Origin of the sequence: Pleomorphomonas sp. PLEO (genome assembly GCF_041320595.1) — a bacterium.
Lineage (GTDB): Bacteria > Pseudomonadota > Alphaproteobacteria > Rhizobiales > Pleomorphomonadaceae > Pleomorphomonas.
Window position 1 is genome coordinate 4,660,843 of sequence record NZ_CP166625.1, and the last position, 22,113, is coordinate 4,682,955.

At 64.2% G+C, this 22,113-nt stretch carries 18 protein-coding genes; 16 read left to right on the forward strand and 2 right to left on the reverse strand.

The genetic code is table 11. The features are described 5' to 3' along the window. From AB6N07_RS21590 to AB6N07_RS21600, 3 genes are read left to right on the forward strand one after another with little or no spacing between them, the layout of a single operon-like run. Positions 1-1,548 carry a hydantoinase/oxoprolinase N-terminal domain-containing protein gene (locus AB6N07_RS21590; protein WP_370675113.1) on the forward strand — a complete coding sequence of 516 codons (1,548 nt, stop codon included), beginning with the start codon at positions 1-3 and terminating at the stop codon, positions 1,546-1,548. Beyond that, the gene (locus AB6N07_RS21595) at positions 1,538-2,647 is read left to right on the forward strand and encodes a DUF917 domain-containing protein (RefSeq protein WP_370675114.1); all 1,110 of its coding nucleotides are present in this window, start codon (positions 1,538-1,540) and stop codon (positions 2,645-2,647) included. The genes AB6N07_RS21590 and AB6N07_RS21595 overlap by 11 nt, the downstream gene beginning before the upstream one ends. Positions 2,648-2,652: 5 nt before the next feature. Next, positions 2,653-3,729 (forward strand): DUF917 domain-containing protein, encoded by a 1,077-nt coding sequence (locus AB6N07_RS21600; RefSeq protein ID WP_370675115.1) that lies wholly within the window; start codon positions 2,653-2,655, stop codon positions 3,727-3,729. Between the two features lie 122 nt (positions 3,730-3,851). On the opposite strand, the gene AB6N07_RS21605 is transcribed toward AB6N07_RS21600, so the two are convergent. After that, on the reverse strand, positions 3,852-5,099 hold the full coding sequence (locus AB6N07_RS21605; RefSeq protein WP_370675116.1) for an ROK family protein: 1,248 nt from the start codon (positions 5,097-5,099) through the stop codon (positions 3,852-3,854). Positions 5,100-5,332: 233 nt separating this feature from the next. Here AB6N07_RS21605 and AB6N07_RS21610 point away from each other — a divergent pair, with 233 nt between their 5' ends. From AB6N07_RS21610 to AB6N07_RS21625, 4 genes are all read left to right on the forward strand, one after another. Further along, positions 5,333-6,910 carry an FGGY-family carbohydrate kinase gene (locus tag AB6N07_RS21610; protein ID WP_370675117.1) on the forward strand — a complete coding sequence of 526 codons (1,578 nt, stop codon included), beginning with the start codon at positions 5,333-5,335 and terminating at the stop codon, positions 6,908-6,910. A 236-nt stretch (positions 6,911-7,146) separates the two neighbouring features. After that, positions 7,147-8,133, forward strand: coding sequence for a substrate-binding domain-containing protein (locus tag AB6N07_RS21615; RefSeq protein ID WP_370678297.1), 987 nt, complete (start codon positions 7,147-7,149; stop codon positions 8,131-8,133). A 140-nt stretch (positions 8,134-8,273) separates the two neighbouring features. Continuing rightward, on the forward strand, positions 8,274-9,260 hold the full coding sequence (locus tag AB6N07_RS21620; RefSeq protein ID WP_370675118.1) for an ABC transporter permease: 987 nt from the start codon (positions 8,274-8,276) through the stop codon (positions 9,258-9,260). Continuing rightward, positions 9,260-10,066, forward strand: coding sequence for an ATP-binding cassette domain-containing protein (locus tag AB6N07_RS21625; RefSeq protein ID WP_370675119.1), 807 nt, complete (start codon positions 9,260-9,262; stop codon positions 10,064-10,066). Before AB6N07_RS21620 ends, AB6N07_RS21625 begins: the two co-directional genes overlap by 1 nt. 8 nt (positions 10,067-10,074) lie before the next feature. Here AB6N07_RS21625 and AB6N07_RS21630 read toward each other — a convergent pair whose 3' ends face one another. Further along, on the reverse strand, positions 10,075-10,902 hold the full coding sequence (locus AB6N07_RS21630; protein WP_370675120.1) for a DeoR/GlpR family DNA-binding transcription regulator: 828 nt from the start codon (positions 10,900-10,902) through the stop codon (positions 10,075-10,077). Positions 10,903-11,113: 211 nt separating this feature from the next. Here AB6N07_RS21630 and AB6N07_RS21635 point away from each other — a divergent pair, with 211 nt between their 5' ends. From AB6N07_RS21635 to AB6N07_RS21675, 9 genes are all read left to right on the forward strand, one after another. Then, positions 11,114-12,430, forward strand: coding sequence for an ABC transporter substrate-binding protein (locus tag AB6N07_RS21635; RefSeq protein WP_370675121.1), 1,317 nt, complete (start codon positions 11,114-11,116; stop codon positions 12,428-12,430). After that, positions 12,427-13,374: a carbohydrate ABC transporter permease gene (locus AB6N07_RS21640; RefSeq protein ID WP_370675122.1), complete on the forward strand. Its 948-nt coding sequence runs from the start codon at positions 12,427-12,429 to the stop codon at positions 13,372-13,374. Before AB6N07_RS21635 ends, AB6N07_RS21640 begins: the two co-directional genes overlap by 4 nt. A 10-nt stretch (positions 13,375-13,384) precedes the next feature. Next, the gene (locus tag AB6N07_RS21645) at positions 13,385-14,230 is read left to right on the forward strand and encodes a carbohydrate ABC transporter permease (protein WP_370675123.1); all 846 of its coding nucleotides are present in this window, start codon (positions 13,385-13,387) and stop codon (positions 14,228-14,230) included. Positions 14,231-14,235: 5 nt separating this feature from the next. Beyond that, entirely contained in the window at positions 14,236-15,555 is a 1,320-nt protein-coding gene (locus AB6N07_RS21650; protein WP_370675124.1) for an ADP-dependent glucokinase/phosphofructokinase, read from the forward strand. Further along, on the forward strand, positions 15,555-16,643 hold the full coding sequence (locus AB6N07_RS21655) for an ABC transporter ATP-binding protein (RefSeq protein ID WP_370675125.1): 1,089 nt from the start codon (positions 15,555-15,557) through the stop codon (positions 16,641-16,643). Before AB6N07_RS21650 ends, AB6N07_RS21655 begins: the two co-directional genes overlap by 1 nt. Positions 16,644-16,720: 77 nt before the next feature. Continuing rightward, positions 16,721-17,725 (forward strand): hypothetical protein, encoded by a 1,005-nt coding sequence (locus tag AB6N07_RS21660; protein ID WP_370675126.1) that lies wholly within the window; start codon positions 16,721-16,723, stop codon positions 17,723-17,725. A 386-nt stretch (positions 17,726-18,111) separates the two neighbouring features. Continuing rightward, complete coding sequence (locus AB6N07_RS21665) at positions 18,112-19,131, forward strand: LacI family DNA-binding transcriptional regulator (RefSeq protein WP_370675127.1); 1,020 nt, start codon at positions 18,112-18,114, stop codon at positions 19,129-19,131. Between the two features lie 7 nt (positions 19,132-19,138). Then, the gene (locus tag AB6N07_RS21670; RefSeq protein WP_370675128.1) at positions 19,139-20,752 is read left to right on the forward strand and encodes an FAD-dependent oxidoreductase; all 1,614 of its coding nucleotides are present in this window, start codon (positions 19,139-19,141) and stop codon (positions 20,750-20,752) included. 55 nt (positions 20,753-20,807) lie between these two features. Further along, positions 20,808-22,052, forward strand: coding sequence for a sugar ABC transporter substrate-binding protein (locus tag AB6N07_RS21675; RefSeq protein ID WP_370675129.1), 1,245 nt, complete (start codon positions 20,808-20,810; stop codon positions 22,050-22,052). Positions 22,053-22,113 lie beyond the last annotated feature (61 nt).

Below are 22,113 nucleotides of genomic sequence, written 5' to 3' on the forward strand. Positions count from 1 at the left end.
ATGATCAGAATAGGCATCGACGTCGGCGGCACCAATACGGACGCCGTCGTGATGGATGGCGCGCGCGTGCTTGCCGGCGTCAAGGCAGCGACAACGGCCGACGTGATGACCGGCGTCGTCAATGCACTTGCCGACGTGTTGAAAGCATCCGGCAAGGCCGCCGCCGACATCGACGTGGTGATGATCGGTACCACCCACTTCACCAATGCCGTCGTGCAGCGGCGCGATCTTGCCAAGACAGCCGCCGTACGCCTTGGTCTGCCGGCGACCGCCTCGTTGCCACCGATGGTCGACTGGCCGGCAGATCTCCGCGAAGCCATCGGCAATCTCAGCTATCTCGCCCATGGCGGCAACGAGTTCGACGGCCGCAAGATCTCGCCGCTCGACGAAGCCGAGCTGATCGGCATTGCCGAGGACATCAAGGCCAAGGGCGTCAACACCATCGCCATTACCTCGGTGTTCTCTCCGGTCAGCGACGAATGCGAGAAGCAGGCGGCCGCCATCTTCGAGAAGGCGATCCCAGGCGCCCATATCACGCTGTCGTCCGAGATCGGCCGCATCGGCCTGCTCGAACGCGAGAACGCCGCGATCATGAATGCCTGCCTGCGCGACCTGTCGCAGCAAGTCATCGAGGCCTTCCGCGGAGCCATCACGTCGGCCGGCATCAAGGGCAAGTTCTTCCTGACGCAGAACGACGGTACGCTGATGGAGGCCGCCTTCGCCGAGAAATTCCCGGTGCTGACCTTCGCCTCCGGCCCGACCAACTCGATGCGCGGGGCGGCGTTCCTCTCCGGTGTCAAGGATGCGATCGTCGTCGACATCGGCGGCACCACTTCCGACGTCGGCTCGTTGCACAAGGGCTTCCCGCGCCAGGCGACGGTGGCCGTGGAAGTGGGCGGCGTCCGCACCAACTTCCGCATGCCCGACGTGTTCTCCATCGGCCTCGGTGGCGGTTCGCACGTGGTCGAGACGGACATGGGCGTCAAGGTCGGCCCGACCTCGGTCGGCTATCGCATCGTCACCGAAGCGCTGATTTTCGGCGGCAAGACGCTCACCACATCGGACGTGGTGGTTGCCGCCGGCAAATACGACCTTGGCGACCGCTCCAAGGTTGCTCACCTCCCACAGGCTCTGATCACCGCCACCGAGGCGCGCATCGCCGCCATGCTTGAGGATTGCGTCGAGCGCTCTCGCCTGTCGCCGGATCCGCTGCCGGTGATCGTCGTCGGCGGTGGCTCGATCCTGGTCGACAAGCCGATCGCCGGCCTCGAACTGATCAAGCCCGACCACTTCGCCGTGGCCAATGCCGTCGGTGCGGCCATCGCCCAGGTATCGGGCGAGGTCGACCGCGTCTACGCGCTGGCGGAAATCGGTCGCGATGCCGCGCTCGCCGATGCGAAAGCGCAGGCGATCGAGGCGGCCGTCAATGCCGGCGCCTCCCGCGACAGCATCGAGATCGTCGACGTCGAAGACGTGCCGCTCGCCTACCTGCCCGGCAATGCCACCCGCGTTCGCGTCAAGGCCGTTGGAGAGTTGCATGTCGCCTAAAGGCTATCTTCTGAGCGAGGCCGATCTACACCCGCTGTCGCTTGGCGCGGCACTGCTCGGTACCGGTGGCGGCGGCAATCCCTACATCGGCATGCTGCGGGCACGCGAGCTGATCCGGTCCGGACATGAGATCCGGATCATCGATCTCGATACCCTGCCGGACGACGCCTTCGTCGGCGAGGTCGGCGGCATTGGCGCGCCCGTCGTCGGGATCGAAAAATTCGAGGAAGGCCACGAGTGCTATTACGCCATGCGGGCCGTCGAGGAGGCCGCCGGCGTCAAGATGTCGGCGCTCATCTCGGCGGAAATCGGCGGTTCCAATAGCCTCGAGCCGATCATCGCCGCCGCATATGCCGGCCTGCCGGTACTCGATGGCGACGGCATGGGGCGCGCCTTTCCCGAAGTGCAGATGACCACCTTCTTCATCTATGGCGCGCCGACGGCACCGGCTGCCATCGCTGACGAGAAGGGCAATGTCGTCGTCTTCCGCCAGGTCATCGACATGTTCTGGCTGGAGCGCTTCGCCCGCGATGCCGCCGTTGCCATGGGCGCCACGGCTGGGCTTGCCTCTGCGCCGATGACCATGGAGTACGTTCGCCGGACGGCCGTTCCCGGCACGGTCAGCGAAGCGCTGAGGATCGGCCATACCGTGCTCGATGCCCGCAAGGCGCGGCGCAACGTCATCGAAGAGGTCCTCAAAGTGACCGGCGGCGGTCTCTACTTCACGGGCAAGATCACCGATGTCAGGCGCGAGCTGACCGGCGGCTTCGCGCGCGGCCACGCCATCCTGTCCGGGATCAACGACTTCGCCGGCTCGGAGGCGCGTATCGCCATCCAGAACGAAAATTTGGTGCTCTGGGTCGACGGCGAGCCAAAGGTGATGGTGCCCGACCTCATCGTCAATCTCGACCTCGACACCGGCGAGCCGATCACCACCGAGGTGCTGCGTTATGGCCAGCGCATTGCCGTGCTCGGCCTGCCGGTCCATCCGCTCATGAAAACGGAAAAGGCGCTCGACGTCGTCGGCCCCAAGGCCTTCGGCTATCCCGAGCTCACCTTCGTGCCCATCGCCGCCTCGCAAGCGTCTATCCAAGGATGAAAGCCATGAAGATCAAACGCATCGTCCAGGCCGAGGATATGGAAGACATAGCCACGGGTGGCGCCATTCTCGGCACCGGTGGCGGTGGCGACCCTTACGTCGGCAAGCTGATGGCCCAGGAGGCAATCCGCCGGCACGCGCCGGTCAAGATCATCGACGTCGACGAACTCGCCGACGACGCGCTGGTCGTGCCTGTGTGCATGATGGGCGCCCCGACGGTGATGACCGAGAAGATCCCGGCCGGCCGCGAACTGATCGTCGCCTTCCGCAAGCTCGAAGAACTGCTCGGCCGCAAGATCGATGCGGTGCTGTGCGGCGAAGCCGGCGGCGTCAACTCGACGACGCCGTTCGTCGTGGCCGCCGAAACCGGGCTGCCCCTGGTCGACGGCGACGGCATGGGCCGCGCCTTTCCCGAACTGCAGATGGAAACCTTCGGCATGTATGGCGTCAAGGCGACGCCGATGGTGCTCTGCGACGACAAGGGCAACTCGCTGGTGCTCGACACCGTGTCCAACGCCTGGACCGAGCGCCTCGCCCGCGCCGCCACCGTGGAGATGGGCGGCTCGGCTTTGCTCGCCTTCTACTCGATGGATGGCGCCACCGCCAAGAAATGCGTGGTGCGCGGCACCCTCAGCCTGACGGCCAAACTTGGCGCGACGCTGCGGGTGGCACGGGCCGGTCACCGCGATCCGGTCGCCGCCATCGTCGACGAGCTCGATGCCAGTGTGATTTTCCACGGCCGCATCAAGGATATCGAACGGCGCACCGTCGGCGGCTTCGCCCGTGGCAAGGCCCGCTTCGAGGGTGTCGAAGAGTGGAAGGGCCACGACTTCCGGCTCGACTTCCAGAACGAGTTCCTGGTGGCCGAACGTGACGGCGAGATCATCGTGACGACGCCCGACCTGATCACCGCGCTGGAGGCCGAAAGCGGCAATCCTGTCACCGCCGACGCGCTCCGCTACGGCCTGCGCCTCAAGGTGCTCGCCCTGCCCTGCAACCCGCTGTGGCGCACACCCCAAGGCATCGACCTCGTGGGGCCACGCTACTTCGGCTATGATGTGGATTACCGGCCGATGACCTGAATGCAGACGACGCGTCGGCAAGGCAGCGTCGCGTCCCGCTCGTTGCATCGCTCGCCTTGGCAACAGGGTCACGCCGGCGTCGTCCGAACAGCGGGACGATCCTCGGGCCGCGCTTCGGCCCCTCAGCCGGCTCGTTCCATACGACGTCTGGCACGCTCTGGACGATCGGAGGTCGCGACGATGCGATTGAGTAGGTCGGATGCTCCGGCGGGCGAGAAGACATTATCGACCACCAGTTGGCCGGTGCCAAATAGGGCGATATCGGCCTGCGGCGGGGCAAGGACGATGTTGAGTTCCCGCGTCGCCAGCGGCAGGCAGCGCTGATAGACCAACTCGCGGATGCCCGATAGCAGGAAGTCGCCGCCGCGTGCCAGCGTTCCGCCCACCACAACAAGGCCGGGATTGAGGATGCTGACGACATCGGCCGTCACCTCGCCGATGACACGGCCGGCCTTGCGCAGCAGCATGATCGCCTCGGGCACCTGTTGCTCGACGAGGGCTATGACGTCGCGGGCGTTGTCCGCCTGGAAGCCGAGCGCGCGCAGGTCGCGGGCGATGGCCCAACCGGCGGCACGCGCCTCGACGCAGCCGAGTTTGCCGCAGCGACACAGCGGCGCGTCCTCGGATTCGAATTGAATGTGGCCGATATCTCCGGAGGCGCCGTGGGCACCGCGGAACATCTTGCCATCGGCGATGAAGCCGGCACCGATGCCGGTTCCCACCTTGATGAACAGCATGTCGTCGGCGAGATCGAAATGCCGGCGATACTCATGCAAGGTCATCAGGTTGACGTCATTGTCCACGTAGACCGGCACGCCGAAATGCCCGACCATCGGGCCGATGATGTCAACGTCGTCCCAGCCGCGCATGATCGATGGCCCGACGACGCGGCCGCGCTTGTAGTCCACCGGTGCCGGCAGGCTCAAACCAATGCCCAGCAGTATTCCATTCCCGCCGTCCGCGTCCGACAGCAGGCTACGGAATCCATCGGCGATCCTGTCGAGCGTCGCCGCCGGTCCCTCGGTCACGTCGTAGCGCAGCGTGCTCTGGGCGATGAGCGCCGGTTCTGGCGACATCAGAGCCAGGTGGAGATGCGCCTCGCCGACATTGGCCACCAGCACATAGCCGATCTGTCGGTTGACGGCCAACACGCGGGTCGGGCGCCCCCCACTGGGCAAGGTTCTTGCCGCCTCTTCGACCAGATCGGCGGCAATCAACGCATTCAGCCTCTGGGTCACCGTCACCCGCGACAGCCCCGACCGCTCGAGCAGCGCCGAACGCGAGACGGCCGCGCCGGTGGCGATCAACGAAAAGATGCCGCTGGCATTGGTCAGCGCGGCGTTATCGCCAGCACCGTCTCTGGGAGGCATCCGAATATCTCCTGCTAGCCCTGATGTAGCCAATACTCGTGTTCGAATAAAGCGCCAAGGGCTACCCTGCACCATTACTTATGTATAAAAATATACAAAATGGTCTTGACTTTTGATCATGTGCGGGCTTTCTTGAGGCCAAACGGGAGGTTGCGCCCTAGCATGTGCGCAACGCCGCCGTAGGTTTTCGCGGCGCCGAGCAGAATGCAGGCGTCGATCGGGGGAGCGAGGAAATGATCGGGCGTTATCTCATCGGTCTCGATTTCGGGACGCTGTCGGTGCGCGGCGTGCTGATCGATGTCGAATCGGGCGTCGCAGTCGATCACCATGCCTCGTCCTATCACCATGGTGTCATGAGCGGATCGCTTGCCGACGGAACGCCGTTGCCGTCCGGCTTTGCCCTGCAAGACCCTCGCGACTATCTCATTGCCGCCGAAGAGGTATTGGCCCGCCTCGGAAAAGATCGCCATATTCTGGCGATCGGTGTCGATTTCACCGCCTCCTCGCCACTGCCGACGACGGCCGACGGCACGCCATTGTCGGAGTTGATGCCCGGTGAGCCGCACGCCTACGTGAAGCTCTGGAAGCATAGCGCCGCCCAGCGTTACGCCGATGCGATCAACGCCGCCGGCGGCGCATTCCTCGATGACTTCGGCGGCCGACTGTCGGGCGAATGGCTCCTTGCCAAAGCAGCGCAGGTGGCCAACGAGGCACCGGCGGTATGGGCGGCGACCGAACGTTTCATTGAGGCCGGCGACTGGATGGTGATGCGGCTCACCGGCTGTGAGGCGCGCAATCTCGGCTTCGCAGCCTACAAGGCACAGTATTCTTATCAAGAGGGATATCCCGCCGGCATCGTGCCCGATCTTGACGCCCGCCTTGCCCGGCCGTTGCCGGCCGGTAGCCCCGCCGGCGAACTCACCGGCGAATGGCGCCAGCGCACCGGCATCAGAGGGCCAGCGACGGTCGCGGTGGCGATTATCGACTCGCACGCCGTTCTGCCGGCGATTGGCGCCGTCGAGGACGGCACCATGGTCGGGGCGCTGGGCACGTCGGCGGCCTACCTCTTTCTCGCCGAACACCGCCTCGCGTTGCCGGCCGGTCTCGAAGGCGTCGCATACGATGGTTCATTGCCGGGCTTCTGGCTCTATGAGGCAGGGCAAGCGGCCTTTGGCGACCTCCTCGCCTGGTTCGTCCGGACCTTTCCGCGCGGTCCCGATCTCGCGGCGAGCTTTGCTGCCTACAACGCGGAGGCGGCGGCGATCGCACCCGGCGACAATCACCTCGTCGGGCTCGACTGGTGGAATGGCAATCGCGTTCCCTATGCGGATTCCCGTTTGTCCGGGCTGCTGATGGGCTTCGGTCTCGACACCACCGCCGCTGGCATCTATCGGGCGCTGATGGAGGCGATCTGTTATGGAACGCGTCAGGTTCTGGAGCTGGCCACCGCCGGCGGCCTTGGCACGCGGCGGGTGGTGATGACCTCCGGTCTTGCCGAAACCAATCCGTTGCTGGTGGCGATCATGGCCGACATCCTCGGCCGGGAGATCGAACTGCCAGTGATCGCCCACGCCACGGCGACGGGCGCCGCCATCCATGGCGCCGTCGCGGCGGGCGTCGTCGCCGATTTCGTCGAGGGCGCCGCGCGCTTCGGGGCGCGATCGCGGCGGCGTTTCCATCCCGACGCGGAGCGAGCAGCGCGCTATCAGCCGCTATTTTCCACCTATTGCGAACTGGCCGGGCTGGAACCGGTGCACGCGGCGATGCGCCGCATCGGTCCACTGGCCGGCGGGACTTCCGACACCCCGTGAAGGCCGCCGAGCCACAGCGCGATAACGGCATGCCCTCCATTGGAGCCCTCCCGCCCAGAGCTACTTTTGGATAGAAGTATACAAATATAGCTCGTTTACGTTTGACTTCATCCTTAATAGGTGTCAAATCGAATTGGCCTTGGAGGAAGGCCATGGAGCCGAAGAGGAATCGGCTCCGAACAAAAAACCGGGAGGAAACTATGCAGACTTATCGTCACGACGGGTCTCGTCGCGCACTGTCGCGGCTCACGGCGGGCTGTGCCGTCTTCGCTCTCGCTTTCGGCCTCGCCGGAGCAGTCAGCGTGTCCTACGCCAAGGCTGATGGCGTCATTGTTGGCCTTGTGACCAAGACCGAGGTCAATCCATTCTTCGTCAAGATGCGCCAAGCGGCCGAGGCGGAAGCCAAGACAAAGGGGCTGACGCTGATCGCCCGTGCCGGCAAGTTCGACGGCGACAATGAAGGCCAGGTGGCAGCCATTGAGGACCTGATTTCCGCTGGCGCCAAGGGCATCCTGGTGACACCGAACAACTCCTCGGGCATGCTCAACGTCATCAAGAAGGCCCGCGATGCCGGCGTGCTGGTGATCGCACTCGACACCGCCACCGACCCGGCCGACGCGGTCGACGCTACGTTTGCAACCGACAATCTTCAGGCCGGCGTCCAGCAGGGCGCCTATGCCAAGGCGGCTCTCGGCGACAAGAAGCCGGTGATCGCCATGCTCGATGGAACGCCTGGCGGCACGGTCGATACCTTCCGCCATGACGGCTTCCTGAAGGGCTTTGGCATCGCCGAAGGCGATCCAGCCATTGCCGGCGCCGCCATTACCAATGGTGCGCAGGACAAGGGCCAGGTCGGCATGGAGAACCTTCTGTCCAAGAACGGCGATATCAACGTCGTCTACACCATCAACGAGCCAGCAGCGGCCGGCGGTTACGCGGCGCTCAAGTCTTTCGGCAAGGAAAAGGACGTGGTCCTGACCTCGATCGACGGCGGCTGTGCCGGCGTGCGCAACGTCAAGGCCGGCATCATCGCCGCGACCGTGATGCAATTCCCCTACAAGATGGCATCGATGGGTGTCGACGCGGTTGCCGAGTATGCCGCAAGCGGCAAGAAGCCGTCCGGCTTTGTCAACACCGGCTCCTACCTCATCACCGACAAGCCGATGCCGGGCCTCGACTCAAAGGATAGCGAGTGGGGCCTCAAGAACTGCTGGGGCGATTGACCCCGGCCTGAGGCCATAGGGACATCTGGCGTCAAGCGGGTCTGCCTTCCCCTGGACCGACCGACTGATGCCTTCACGGACCGGCGGAATATCTCCCCTCCGCCGGTCCGTCTTCATCTCATTTCTGTTGCGAGGTCCCCATGAGCAGCGCAACCCCGTCCGCCCCGGGCACTGACGACGGGCTATTTTCCCGAACCAAGGCCATCCCGGCGGTTGGGCCAATTCTGGTTCTGCTGGCGTTCTGTTTGGTGTTCGCCATCACCAATCCGCGTTTTCTGGCCCCACACAACATATCGATCATTCTGCAGCAGACCATTGTGGTCGGCACGCTGGCCATCGGCCAGACACTGGTGATCTTGACCGCCGGCATCGATCTAGCCGTCGGCGCCATTTGCGTGCTCGGAACCATCGTAGCGGGAAAGCTCGTCAATCTCGGCTACGATCCGATGCTGTCGATGCTGTTCGCAATCGTCTTGTGCACGCTCTCGGGCCTTGTCGCCGGTGGACTGGTGAGCCGGCTCGCCTTGCCACCCTTCATCGTCACCCTGGGCACTCTCGGCATATTGACGGCGGCGTTGCGCCTCATCTCCAAGGGCGGCGCCTTTCCGGTCCAGGATGACTTTCTCGGGCTGACGGGTAACACTTTCCGCGTCGGCAGCTTCATCCTCACCTACGGCGTGGTTGCCATGCTGTTGCTTTATGCGATGGTCTGGTACCTGCTCAACGAAACGCGTTGGGGACGCCACGTCTACGCCATCGGCAACAATCCCGAAGCGGCGCGGCTGGTCGGCATCCCCATTCGGCGCCACCTCTTGCAGGTCTATGCCCTGGCCGGCCTTATCTACGGCATCACCGCCTGGCTCGCCCTCGGCCGCATCCCGAACGCCGATCCCAACGCACTCCAAACCGCCAACCTCGATTCGATCACCGCCGTGGTGATTGGCGGCACTAGCCTGTTCGGCGGACGCGGCGGCCTCGTGGGGACGCTGATAGGCGCCCTCATCGTCGGCGTTCTCCGCAACGGCCTGACGCTGGCCGGCATCGACCCGCTGTGGCAGGACCTCGTCACCGGCATTCTGGTGATCGTCGCCGTCGCCTTCGACCAGCTTTCCCGCAGGAGGCGCTGATGTCCGCGCTCACCGCTACCCAGGAAACCCGAGGCGCAGAATCCGCCCGCAACGTGCTTGAAGCCCGCGGCATCGTCAAAAGCTACGGTCACGTCGTCGCCCTCGACGGCGTCGATTTCGATCTGCGCGCCGGCGAAATTCTGGCTGTCGTCGGCGACAATGGCGCCGGCAAATCGACGTTAATCAAGACGCTGACCGGCGCGGTGATGCCGGACAGCGGCGAAATCCTGCTCGATGGCCAGCCCGTGCACTTCAGGGGGCCTCTCGACGCTCGCCATCGCGGCATCGAGGCGGTCTACCAGGATCTCGCCGTGGCACCAGCGCTCGACATTCCGAGCAACCTTTTCCTCGGACGCGAACTGCTGTCGCCGGGCATTCTTGGCAGTGTCTTTCGACATCTGGACAAGCGGCGCATGCGCGAGGAGGCGGAAAAGGCCATGGCGGAACTGAAATTCCGCCTGCCGTCGATCGCCAGCCGCGTCGAGAATCTGTCGGGAGGCCAGCGCCAGGGCGTCGCCGTCGCCCGGGCGGCGGTATTCGCCCGCAAGCTGGTCATCATGGATGAGCCCACCGCCGCGCTGGGCGTGCGGGAAACCGGTCAGGTGCTGGAACTGATCCGGGCGATCCGCGAGCGTGGCCTGCCGGTTGTGCTGATCAGCCACAACATGCCGAACGTTTTCGAACTCGCCGACCGTATCTGCATCATGCGCCTCGGTCGACGGGCGGCGGTCGTATCACCCAAGACCCATACCATGGCCGACGTGGTGGCGATCATGACCGGGGCCGTCAAGATCGAGGCAGGTTGACCGAAGCTCTAGCCAGAGCCCGCCTCGCCGTCGTCCGGCACAACGACGACGAGCGTGCCGGCGGTCTCGAGAGCGGTCTGGATATCGAGCGGCGGCGGCGCGTCGGTGACCAGCGCGAAGACGCGCTCGAGAGAGGCGACCTTGGCGAAGGCGTGGCGCCCGAATTTGCGGCTATCGGCCAGGACGATCGTCCGCCGCGCCGCCTCGATCATCGCGGCCATCATGGTGGCTTCGGAGAGATGGCTGGTCCAGAAACCGCCGGCGTCGACGCCGCCAACGCCGATGACGGCCGTGTCGGCGGTGATGGCTCCGGTACCGACGAAACCGATCGGACCGAGCGTCACATGGGCACCGCTCCGGATCTCGCCGCCGAGCAGGTAGAGGTTGAGGATGGCGGCCGGCGGGACGACCGGCGGCAGCCCGAGATTGTTGGTGACGATGGTCAGGCGCCGCCGCATGTCCAACGCCGCAGCGAAAGAAATGGTGGTGGTGCCGCCATTGACCAGCAGCGTCTCGCCGTCGGCGATCAACGCGGCCGCCGCCTGCCCAATGCGTGTTTTTGCCGCATGGTGCGACTTCATGCGGAGATCAAAGGGAGTGTCTGCAGTCGCCATGCTAGAGGCAGGAAGAGCGCCGCCGTGGATGCGGCTCACCAGTCCCTGCTCGGCCAGTATGTCGAGGTCACGACGGATGGTGTCGAGCGACACGTCGAAGCGCGTGCTCATGTCGGTGACGGTAATTTGCCCCAATTGCTGGGCAAGACGAAGAATATCGGCCCGTCGCCGCGCGGGCAACGTTGCATCCGAACCACTCTTCTCAAGGTCCTCTGTCGTCATCGTAGCTCGGCCTGACGTTGCAAATACCGGATTTTGTCAGGACCGTAGCACACCGGGTTTCGCGTCACAAAGCAGCAATAAGACGCATCATGACGCGATTGTATCTGCTGTTTTATGCTTGACAGTTCGAGTTTGTGCGGCTTTTATCAGCGTGCTCATGAGAGAAGTTTCGCCAATCGGACGAAACCCCGCGAGCGTAGGGAGAGAACGCATGACTGACAATGACGATCATGTCGGTAAGCCCGCGGCTGTCGGGCGCCGTCAGTTCCTGAAAGTGGCAGGCATCACCACAGGCGGCGTATTGGCCGCGCCAGCGATCCTGAAGTTCACGTCGATCGCTTCCGCCGCGGACCGCACCAACGTTACTTTCGCCAGCGCCAAGTTCTTCGGCAAGCGTACCGTTGCCGAGATGGTGGATGTCTTCAACCAATCCCAGAGCCGCATTCTCGTCCGTTACGACGAGCTGCCGCCTCCCAGTTCCTCTACCGAAGTGCATCAGGGATTGGTGCAGCGTCTTGCCAAGAAGGATGGCTCGCCGGACGTCTTCACTCAGGACGTCGTGTGGATCGCCGAGTTCGCCGGCGCCGGTTGGGCCTTGCCGCTCGACGAATATGTCACCGCCGACGAAGCCGGCGCCTATTTCCCTGGCGTGCTGGCTGCCTGCAAGTGGCAGGGCAAACTGACGGCCCTGCCCTGGTACGTCGACAGCGGCATGCTCTACTACCGCAAGGATCTCGTCTCCTCGGCGCCCGAGACCTGGGAACAACTGGTCGCCGCGGCGACCGATCTGGTCAAGGCGGGCAAGGTGAAGACCGGCTTCTCCTGGCAGGCCAAACAGGCCGAAGTGCTGATCTGCGACCTCGTCGAGTTCGTAACGTCCAACGGTGGCAGCATTCTCGGCGATGACGGCAAGACCGTGCACATCGCCGATGACGCGGCGATCGAAGCCGTGCAGTTCATGTACGACACAATTGAAAAGTACAAGATCAGCCCGCCGGATGTCCGCAGTTGGGACGAGGAACCCTCGCGCACGCCGTTTACCGGCGGAGACGTCGCCTTCCTGCGCAACTGGTCCTACGTCTATTCCATCTGCCAGGACAAGACGGCTTCGTCGGTGGTCGACAAGGTCGGCGTCGTGCCGCTGCCGCACTTCGCCAAGGGCAAGAGCGCTGCCTGCCTTGGCGGCTATCAGTATGGCGTCAACGCTTCCACCAAGAATCGGGATGCGTCGGTCGAGTTCCTGAAGTGGCTGTCGAGCCCAGAAACGCAACTGCTGTTCGCCACCGAACTTGGCCTCGCTCCCAGCCGACCAGCGGTGTTCGACAGCGCCGAGCTTGGCAAGGCTCAGCCGTTCATGCAGACGCTGAAGCCGGTGTTCGTCGGCGCCACGGCACGCCCGGTCACGCCGAAATACTCGCAGGTCTCGCTGGCGCTGCAGTCGGCCGTCTCGAAGGCGGTCACCAACGGCAATGTCGCCGAAGCCCTCAAGGAAGCCAAGACCAAGATCGAGAGCATCGTCGGCGCATGACAACGCTTCCGTCCGCTGGCCTTGCGGCCGGCAGCCGACGGAGCACACGGCTAGGGCGGAGGAGTCGCGCCGAAAGGTGGGCACCTCTGCTCTTCCTCCTGCCCGCGGTCTTCACCCTCGCCACCGTCTCCGTTTATCCCGTTCTCGACGGCATGCGCCTTTCCTTGCGCAATACCATGCTATCGACCCAGGAAGACGAATTCGTCGGTCTTTCCAACTACATCCGCCTGACGGGCGATCCGCAGTTTTGGTCGGCTTGGCAGCACACCATGCTGTTTACCGCCGCCTCGACACTGCTCGAGACCGCGCTCGGCCTGGCCATGGCACTGGTTCTCTATGAGACCTTCAAGGGACGAGGCTGGGTGAGGGCCGCCATGCTGGTTCCCTGGGCCATCCCTACGGTAGTGACCTCGAAGATGTTCGGCTGGCTGTTCGATGGCCAGCACGGCGTCATCAACTGGCTTTTGTTGCAAAGCGGCCTGATCGATAACTACATCAACTGGTACGGCGACAGTCGGACCGCTCTCCTGACCATCATCATCGCCGACGTTTGGAAGACCACGCCCTTCATGGCGTTGTTGCTGCTCGCCGGGCTGCAGACGGTCCCGCATTCGCTGGTCGAGGCCTCCCGCATCGACGGCGCCGGTCCCTGGCAGTCGTTCTGGTCGATCCGGCTGCCGCTCCTGTTCACGCCATTGCTGATCGCCGGCATGTTCCGTGCGCTCGACGCCTTCCGCATCTTCGATCTCGTCTACGTGCTGACCGGCGGCGGGCCGGCCGATTCCACCGAGGTGCTGTCGACCTTGTCCTACAAGGTGCTGTTCTCCGGTTTGGACTTCGGCTACGGCAGCGCCCTTTCGGCGGCCATGTTCATCACCGAAGCGCTCATCGCCCTCTGCTTCGGCCTTTTCATCGTCCGCCGCATGCGGCGCGACAACGGTTGAGGAGGTGAAAATGCTCTCCTCTTGGCGCCTGCAGCTCCTGATGACCAGGATTGCGCTCTACATCGCCTCGACTCTGATCGTCGTCTGGTCAGTGGCGCCCTTCCTCTGGCAGCTCTCCACCTCGTTCCAGGAGGATCGGCTGCTATCCTCGCCAACGCCGAACTTTCTGCCTTGGCCGGGAACGCTCGACCACTTCCGCAATATCTTCGTCGAAAAGCAGTTCCACCTCTACATCATCAACTCGGCCATCGTCGCCGGGCTCACCACGCTGTTCTGCCTCGCCATCGGCGGTGCCGCTGCCTTCGCGCTAGCCCGGCTGCGCGTCTACTATCACTTCGGCATCCTCGGCCTGATCCTGTCGGTATCGATGTTTCCGCAGATCGCCATCGTCGCGCCGCTCTACCTGACGGCCTCGGCGCTCGGGCTGATGAACACCTATACCATTCTCGTCATCATCTACCTCTCGCTCGGCCTGCCGTTGGTGATCTGGGTGCTGTTCGGCTACTTCCAGACCATCCCCCGCGAGATCGACGAGGCGGCCATTATCGACGGCGCCGGACCTCTACGCCTGATGATCTCGGTCATCCTGCCGATGTCGCTGCCCGGCTTCGTCACCACCGGCCTGCTCGCCTTCATCATGGCCTGGAACGAATTCATGTTCGCGCTCGCCTTCACCTCGGGCGTCGAGCGCCAGACCATTCCCGTCGGCATCGCCAACTTCACCAACCTCTACTACGTGCCCTGGGGTGATCTCGCCGCCGCCTCGGTGGTGGTGACGCTACCGCTGGTCATGCTGGTACTCGCCTTTCAGCGCTGGATCATCCAGGGGCTGACGCAGGGCGCGGTCAAGGAATGACGATCATGAACAGCTCCCTGGCCCTTCCCGTGTCATCGATCGACTGGACCGGCGCCTATGATCGGCTCGCCGCCGAGGTGCCGATGATCGCCGCCGCCGCGACGAGGCTCGTCACAGGCTTTGCCGTATGTCTCGACCGGCGCATCGATTTGCATGCCGTGGCACCGATCTTGGCCGAACATTCCGAAGCTGGCGCCCGCCGCCTGTTTGCCGAGCTCATGGCGCGCGCCAAAGTCGGCCGTGGCGGCGAAATGCTCGTGGATGATTGGCCGGACGGCGCCGCCTTCTTCGATCCGCATACGCTGCCAGGTGGTATGGCGATCGGCGGCACCTCGGCGCAGGCAGCCTGGACACTGGCAGCAATCGGTGCGCCGTCTCTGCTCGCTCTCGGGGAGACGGGTCCTGAGGAGCTCGCCGCGTTGCACCCCGGCATCGGCTTGGCTGAAAGCGAGACGATGCTCGGCTCGCCCCAACGTCGCTGGCCGGCGCTCCGCGACAAACCGGCCCATTACATCGTCGAGTATACCGCCGGCCGCTCCCTACCTGGCTTCGTACCGGACCGATCGACCCGCATCATCGTCCGCTTCGCCGACGAGGCCTTGCATGAGGACGCGATGTTCGACCGCTGGGTCGCCGCCAACGGGCACCAACTGCGTGCCGGCCTGCTATCATCGCCCAACACCGTTCCTCTTGCCGATCTGCCACCAGCGCTCGCCCGCCTGTCGGCGGCGGCGCGGGCCTGGCGCGGCGCCGGCCTGTCGGTCGTCCACCTCGAACTCGGCGCCTATCCTTGGCCGGGCACGCTCGACGCCACGCTGGAAAGCTTGGCGCCCGAGGTGACGTCGATCGGACTCAATCAGAACGAACTGCGCGGTCTGGTGCCAGGCGAGGATCCACTGGCCCAGGCGGACGAGCTGTCGCGCCGGCTCGGTGTCGATCGCCTCGTCGTCCACGCCGATGGCTGGGCGCTGGCGATTACCCGTGGCGACCCGTCTATCGAGTTCGATGCGCTCGCCATGGGCTGTCTGCTCGCGGCGTCCCGCGCAGAGGCCGGGTCCCCTTCGTCTCAGCCGCGCGTCCCCGCTGGCGCCACTTTCGAACCGTTGCCGCGGCCGCCATCAGAGGGCTTGCCCGATGGGCGGCAAGTGGTGGTGGTCGCCGCCCCCTACCTGTCGAAGCCGGCCTCGACCGTCGGTCTCGGAGACAGCTTCACCGCGGGCTGCCTGCTCGTTCATTCCCTCCCCCGTCACAGGCCGGTTCTCGGCGCGATGGGAGAGATCGCCCGCCTAAACGCGGCCGCTGACGAAACCGACCGGAGGCATTGATGGCGCCCGTTTCCCTCAAATCCGTCACCAAGGCTTATGGCTCGTTCGAGGTGATCCACGGCATCGACCTCGAGATCGAGGATGGCGCCTTCGTTGTCCTGGTCGGACCGTCGGGCTGCGGCAAATCGACCCTGCTCCGCATGATCGCCGGCCTTGAGACCATCAGCCACGGCGAAGTGGTGATCGACGGCGAAGTCGTGAACGACGTTCCGCCCAAGCATCGCGACATCGCCATGGTGTTCCAGAATTACGCCCTCTATCCGCATATGACGGTGGCGGAAAACATGGGCTTCTCGCTGCGGCTCGCCAAAGTGCCGGCGGCGGAGGCGGCGGACAAGATCAGGGCCAGCGCCAGCATACTCGGCCTCACCGATCTGCTCGACCGTTATCCTCGCCAGCTGTCGGGTGGCCAGCGCCAACGCGTCGCCATGGGGCGGGCGATCGTCCGCAACCCTAAAGTCTTCCTGTTCGATGAACCGCTCAGCAACCTCGATGCCGCCTTGCGCATGCAGATGCGGGTCGAAATCGCCGAGCTGCATCAAAAGCTCGGCACCACCATGATCTACGTGACGCACGATCAAGTAGAGGCGATGACGCTGGCCACCAAGATCGCCGTCGTCAACAAGGGCAAGCTGGAGCAGGTGGCGTCGCCGGTTCGCCTCTACGAACGTCCACAGAACCTGTTCGTTGCCCGGTTCATCGGCTCGCCGCAGATGAACATCCTGTCCACCCGCATTGTCCGCGCGACGGACGGCGGCGGCGAGGCGCGCCTTGCCGATGGATCCATCATCGCACTGCCGTGGCCGGTGCCGCTCGGCGAGGGGAACGAGCTGCGCGTCGGAATCCGCCCGGAAGCCCTGATGCTTTCGGAGGGCGGCGCCCTCGGCGGCCGCGTGACGCTTGCCGAACACCTCGGCGGCCTGACGCTGGTCCACATCGCTCTCACCGACGGCACGCCAGTGGTCCTGCAGGCGGTCGGCGGTCCCACCGTCACCGCTGGCGACCTTGTCCGACTGCGCGTTGATCCGGCGGGATTGCACCTGTTTGACCCCGATGGCCGCCGCATCGCCGCTCCCGGTGAGAACTGACCTTTCCTCCAAACCGTCCCGGAGAACCGGCGACGGACCAAGTCCAACCCCCAAAACCAAAACCCAAGGAGAATTCGATGTTCCGCATGAATGCCAAGCTCGCCAAGATCCGGGCCGGCAACTACGCCAAGGGCGATTTCATTATCGCCGACGCCAAGGACGGCGACATGTCCAACCCGATTCCGGGAACCGGGCCAATTCGCGACAAGGAAGGCAAGTTCGTCCGCTTCCGGACGCGGGCCGAGTTCCTGGAAATGATCACCGAGCTGGTTCACCAGGATCTGCTCGACATCATGCTGGTGTCCTGCTCCAACCTCGAGCTGTTGCAGAAAGCTGGGGCCTTCAAGGGCAGCCCGGTGCGGCCGGCGTTCCGCGCCAACGACACCACCGACATCTGGGGCGCCCGGCCCAACGGCTACGGCAAGCTCGGCCCGTCGCGCCCGTTCCGCACGCCGTCCCTGAAGCAGATCGCCGAAGCCAAGATCGGCAACCTCGGCCTCTACTCGATCACCTTCGTCAACGACATCGAGGCCGACCTCAGGTCGCTCGAAGCCTTCAGCGATTTCCGCGAAGACGCGTCCAAGAATGGCATCGAATATTTCCTGGAAGTGTTCAATCCCAACGTCGAATGCGGTATCGCGCCGGCCGACGTCGGCTCGTTCGTCAACGACAATCTGGCCCGCTGTCTATCCGGCGTGCTCCAGGCCGACCGCCCGCAGTTCCTGAAATATCCCTACAACGGCGCCAAGGCGCTGGAGGAACTCGCTTCCTATGACCCGCAACTGGTGGTCGGCGTGCTGGGTGGCGGTGCCGGCACAACGCGCGACACCTTCGAGCTGCTGTTCCAGGCCGAAAAATACGGTGCCCGCGTCGCGCTGTTCGGCCGCAAGATCAACCTTGCCGAAAGCCAGCCCGACATGGTCCGCCATATGCGCGCGGTGGCCGACGGTGGCATGAAGCCGCTCGAAGCCGTCAAGTCCTACCACGCCGTACTCAAGGAAAAGGGCATCGCTCCGGTCCGCAGCCTCGAAGACGACAGCGTCGTCACCGAGACAGTCCTGAAGGCCGCGGCCTCCGCCTGACGCTGCTTCCCGAGCGACCTCGCGCCCGGAGCGTTCCTCCCGCTCCGGGCGTTTTTTATCCAGAGAGGTACTGATCCAACCGAAGGATTACCTGCGGAACTTTATCCTTAACTCTCGCCAACTATCGGTCGACCATCAGATTTTGACGTCGACCGATGCTCGATAGTTTTCTCTCACTCCACCGCCTCGCTCGCTGCTGGTTTGGCGGCAGGTCCAAAACGTGGATCAGCTCCTGGTGGAGAAATCAACTCGCTCATTTAGCGAAGCAGCGCCAGGGCTATCTACCCTTCCGAGTATACGCCCGGCGTTTCAACAAAGCCGTATTGACAAGCCATCCAACAGCGAGCAATATTCTTGCTAATACGTATTAGCTGGTTGATTAGCAGATGGCACGCACCAAAGGTAGACTGACACAACGCGATATCGCCAAGCTGGCAGGCGTCAGCCAAGCGGCGGTCTCGCTCATCCTGAACGGTGGCGCCGAGCAGGCGCGTCTGTCCGCCGAGACCCGCGAGCGGGTGATGGCCGTGATCCAGGGAACCGGCTACGTTGCCGACCCCCTGGCCCGCCAGATGCACAAAAAGGGCAATCAGCTTCTCGGCGTCTTCACCTACGAACCGGTGTTCCCCAACGCCCAAGCCGACTTCTACACGCCGTTTCTGCTCGGCATCGAAGAGGAGGCCGAGCGTCTCGGCTATGACCTCCTGCTGTTTACCAGCACGCCGGTCGAAGATGGCCGACGCAAGCTTTTCCGCAAGGAGAGCCGACTCCGCCTCGCCGACGGTTGCATTGTCATCGGCCGCGAGCAGGACCGCGACGAACTCGCCAAGCTGGCGGCCGATGGCTACCCATTCGTGACGATCGGCCGTCGTGACGACGATAGCGAACAGATTCCTTACGTCGGCGCCGACTATCTCACCGTCACTCGCGATCTGGTACGGCGCGCCCATGACCTAGGTCATAGCCACCTTCTCTACGTCGGTGACGGTGCCGGCGCCGAGTCCCTGATCGACCGCTGGCAGGGATTCAGCGAAACGGTAGCCACGCTCGGCCTCACCGGCGACCGTACCGCCCCGATGGTCGAACCGTCGGTGATCATCGAGCGGGCGCTGGCTTCGGGAACCACGGTGTTGTTCTGCGAAGTCGCCGGCGACGCGCTGGCGCTGGCCCGCGAAATCGATACCCGGCAGCTCGCCTCCCGACTTTCCGTCGTCGCCATGGGAAGCGCGGCATCGTTGTCCCTCCCCTCGCTCCGGCTTTCAGGTTTCGAGCTGCCCCGCGAAGAAATGGGGCGCCAGGCCGTACGGACGCTGAGCGCCATCATCGAAAACCGCTCCATCGAGCGGCAGATCCTGCTGCGGCCGACCATGGTCGAAGGCCAAACCCTTGAAAAACGCGAACAATAGGTGCGCTGTGAAAGAACTGAAGGTTGATCTTGTCATCATCGGCGGAGGTCTCGGAGGCGTTGCCTGTGCCCTGGCCGCCAGCCGCTCCGGACTGACGGTGGCGATGACCGAGGAATACGACTGGATCGGCGGCCAACTGACCAGTCAGGGCGTCCCCCCTGACGAAGCGTCCTGGGTGGAACAGTTCGGCATTACCGCCAGCTACCGGGCGCTGAGGGATGGCATTCGCGACTACTACCGGCGCAACTATCCCCTGACGCCGACAGCGCGCGCCTGGCGCGAGTTCAACCCCGGTGCCGGCTCGGTGAGCCGCCTCTGCCCCGAACCGCGCGTTTCGCTCGCGGTCATGGAAGCGATGCTGGCGCCCTACCGCAGTTCCGGGCGCCTCACTGTTCTGCAGCCATTCAAGCCGGTGGCGGTCGACGTCGACGGCGATCGTGTTCGGGCCGTCACGGTCGCCCACCGCGACAGCGGCCAGCAGATCACCCTGACCGGTCGCTACGTTGTCGATGCCACCGAAACCGGCGACCTCCTGCCGCTCTCGGGCACCGAATTCGTCACCGGCTTCGAAGCACGGAGCGACACCGGAGAACCATCGGCGCCGACGGAGGCGCAGCCGCTCAACATGCAGGCGGTCTCCTACTGCTTTGCCATGGACCACATCGCCGGCGGTGACTACACCATCGACAAGCCCAACAACTACGAAAGATGGCGGGCTCTGAGGCCCTCCTTCTGGGGCGCCAACCAACTGAGCTGGCAGTCGCCGCACGCACGGACGCTCGAAACCGTCACCAGTGCCTTCACACCCAATGCCGACGACGACCCGATGGCGGTGGTCTCCGACCAGCGGCTCACCCCGGGCGACGACGACCTGTGGATCTACCGCCGCATCGCGGCGCGGCGGAACTTCGTTCCCGGCACCTATGACAGCGACATCACGCTGGTGAACTGGCCGTTGCTCGATTATTGCGATGGGCCGATCTTCGGCGTGTCCGAGGATGAGGCGCGGCAGCATCTTGCCAATGCCTCCGATCTGTCGCGCTCAGTACTCTACTGGATGCAGACCGAGGCACCGCGCCCCGACGGTGGCGTCGGCTATCCCGGCCTCCGGCTACGCAGCGATGTGACCGGCACAATCGATGGTCTCGCCCAGGCGCCCTACATCCGCGAATCGAGGCGTATTCGCGCCGAATACACCATCGTCGAGCAGGATCTTTCCTACGCCGTGCGCGGCGAGCGCGGCGCCGTACACTACGCTGACTCTGTCGGTGTCGGCATGTACAGGATCGACCTGCATCCGTCGACCGGCGGCGACAACTTCATCGACGTGGCTTCCTGCCCATTCGAAATCCCGCTCGGCGCTCTACTGCCGCAGCGCATGCAGAACCTGCTGCCGGCCTCCAAGAATATCGGCACCACTCACATTACCAACGGCTGCTATCGCCTGCATCCGATCGAATGGAACATCGGCGAAGCGGTGGGCATGCTCGCCGCCTTCTGCCTCGGCAAGGCAACGACACCGCATGCGGTGCGCGCCGACGCCGGTCTGCTTTCCGAATTTCAAACTCTTCTGACCAGCCAAGGCATGGAACTGCGCTGGCCTGATGTCGTGGGCTACTGAAGCCTTCAGAACTACGAGGGGCAAAATGAAGAAAACTATAACAACAACACTCTGTTTGACCGCACTCTTGGCACTCGCACCAACCGCCTTTATGACGCAGGCGCAGGCGGCCGATGGACTTTCGCTGCGCATGGCCGTCTGGACCGGCAATGCCAAGCATCTCGCGTTGCTCAATGGCATCGCCGATGCCTACAAAGCCAAGCATCCCGAGATTGGCACGATCACCTTTGACACCATTCCCTACGACAACTACACGACGACGCTGACGACCCAGATCGCCGGCGGCAACGCACCGGATCTTGCCTGGATCCTCGAGTCGGCCGCGCCCGATTTCGTCGGTTCCGGCGCCCTCCTCGCGCTCGACGAAACGCTGTCGTCGACAGCAGGCTACGACTTTGCCGATCTGTCACCGAGCGCGACCGCGCTATGGCGGCAGGACGGCAAGCTCTTTGCCTATCCGTTCTCGACATCTCCGTATGCCATATTCGCCAACCTCGACGTCCTAGCCGCCGCGGGCCAGAAGACGCCGGCTGACCTGATCGCCGCCGGTAGCTGGAACTGGCAGACCGTCGCGGCCGAAGCCGCTGCCGTCCATGCCAAGTCCGGCAAGAACGGCGTCGAAATCCGCGACTTCGACTACAAGGACTGGACGCTGCTCACAACAATCTGGGATGGCTGGGCCGCTCGCCCCTGGAGCGCGGACGGCAAGACCTGCGCGCTCGACAGCCCCGATATGGCGGACGCGATGACCTTCCTGCACAAGGCAATCTTCAAGGATGGCGCCATCCCCGGACCGGGTACGTCGGGCGACTTTTTCGCCGGTGACACAGCCTTTTCGATCACCCAGATCAGCCGGGCATCCCTGCTGAAGGACGGCGCCTTCAAGTGGGATCTGGTACCGCTGCCCGCCGGCCCCAAGGGCAGCTATTCGGTGATCGGTCAGGCCGGTATCGGCGTGTTCAAGAACGGCCAGCATCCGCAGGATGCCGCCGCCTTCCTCGCCTTCCTGTCCAGTCCGGAAAATTCGCTGAAGCTGGCCCAGTTCTTCCCGCCGCCACGGCTCAGCCAGCTCAACGCCGAGACGCTCGGCAAGACCAACCCGTTGCTCTCCAAGAGCCAGCTTGAAGAGGTCGTCGTCAAAGGGATCACCACGGGTAAGGTTTCGCCGAGCCACACCAACAACGCCCAGATCGCCCAGCAGATCCGCGCTTCGCTGGACGCCGCCTGGACACCCGAAGCCGACTTGACGGCGGTGCTATCCGGCGCCTGCGCCAAGATCGGGCCGCTGCTCGCCCACTGATCGACGATCCCCGGGCGGAGTCCCAAGACCTCCGCCCGGGTCTCTCCCCCTAGTCCCGCTG

What these genes read in the sequence shown, in the direction of transcription:
- AB6N07_RS21590 (WP_370675113.1), top strand. Translation starts at nt 1, where the DNA reads ATGATCAGAATAGGCATCGACGTCGGCGGCACCAATACGGACGCCGTC.
- AB6N07_RS21595 (WP_370675114.1), top strand. Translation starts at nt 1,538, where the DNA reads ATGTCGCCTAAAGGCTATCTTCTGAGCGAGGCCGATCTACACCCGCTG.
- AB6N07_RS21600 (WP_370675115.1), top strand. Translation starts at nt 2,653, where the DNA reads ATGAAGATCAAACGCATCGTCCAGGCCGAGGATATGGAAGACATAGCC.
- AB6N07_RS21605 (WP_370675116.1), bottom strand. Translation starts at nt 5,099, where the DNA reads ATGCCTCCCAGAGACGGTGCTGGCGATAACGCCGCGCTGACCAATGCC.
- AB6N07_RS21610 (WP_370675117.1), top strand. Translation starts at nt 5,333, where the DNA reads ATGATCGGGCGTTATCTCATCGGTCTCGATTTCGGGACGCTGTCGGTG.
- AB6N07_RS21620 (WP_370675118.1), top strand. Translation starts at nt 8,274, where the DNA reads ATGAGCAGCGCAACCCCGTCCGCCCCGGGCACTGACGACGGGCTATTT.
- AB6N07_RS21625 (WP_370675119.1), top strand. Translation starts at nt 9,260, where the DNA reads ATGTCCGCGCTCACCGCTACCCAGGAAACCCGAGGCGCAGAATCCGCC.
- AB6N07_RS21630 (WP_370675120.1), bottom strand. Translation starts at nt 10,902, where the DNA reads ATGACGACAGAGGACCTTGAGAAGAGTGGTTCGGATGCAACGTTGCCC.
- AB6N07_RS21635 (WP_370675121.1), top strand. Translation starts at nt 11,114, where the DNA reads ATGACTGACAATGACGATCATGTCGGTAAGCCCGCGGCTGTCGGGCGC.
- AB6N07_RS21640 (WP_370675122.1), top strand. Translation starts at nt 12,427, where the DNA reads ATGACAACGCTTCCGTCCGCTGGCCTTGCGGCCGGCAGCCGACGGAGC.
- AB6N07_RS21645 (WP_370675123.1), top strand. Translation starts at nt 13,385, where the DNA reads ATGCTCTCCTCTTGGCGCCTGCAGCTCCTGATGACCAGGATTGCGCTC.
- AB6N07_RS21650 (WP_370675124.1), top strand. Translation starts at nt 14,236, where the DNA reads ATGAACAGCTCCCTGGCCCTTCCCGTGTCATCGATCGACTGGACCGGC.
- AB6N07_RS21655 (WP_370675125.1), top strand. Translation starts at nt 15,555, where the DNA reads ATGGCGCCCGTTTCCCTCAAATCCGTCACCAAGGCTTATGGCTCGTTC.
- AB6N07_RS21660 (WP_370675126.1), top strand. Translation starts at nt 16,721, where the DNA reads ATGTTCCGCATGAATGCCAAGCTCGCCAAGATCCGGGCCGGCAACTAC.
- AB6N07_RS21665 (WP_370675127.1), top strand. Translation starts at nt 18,112, where the DNA reads ATGGCACGCACCAAAGGTAGACTGACACAACGCGATATCGCCAAGCTG.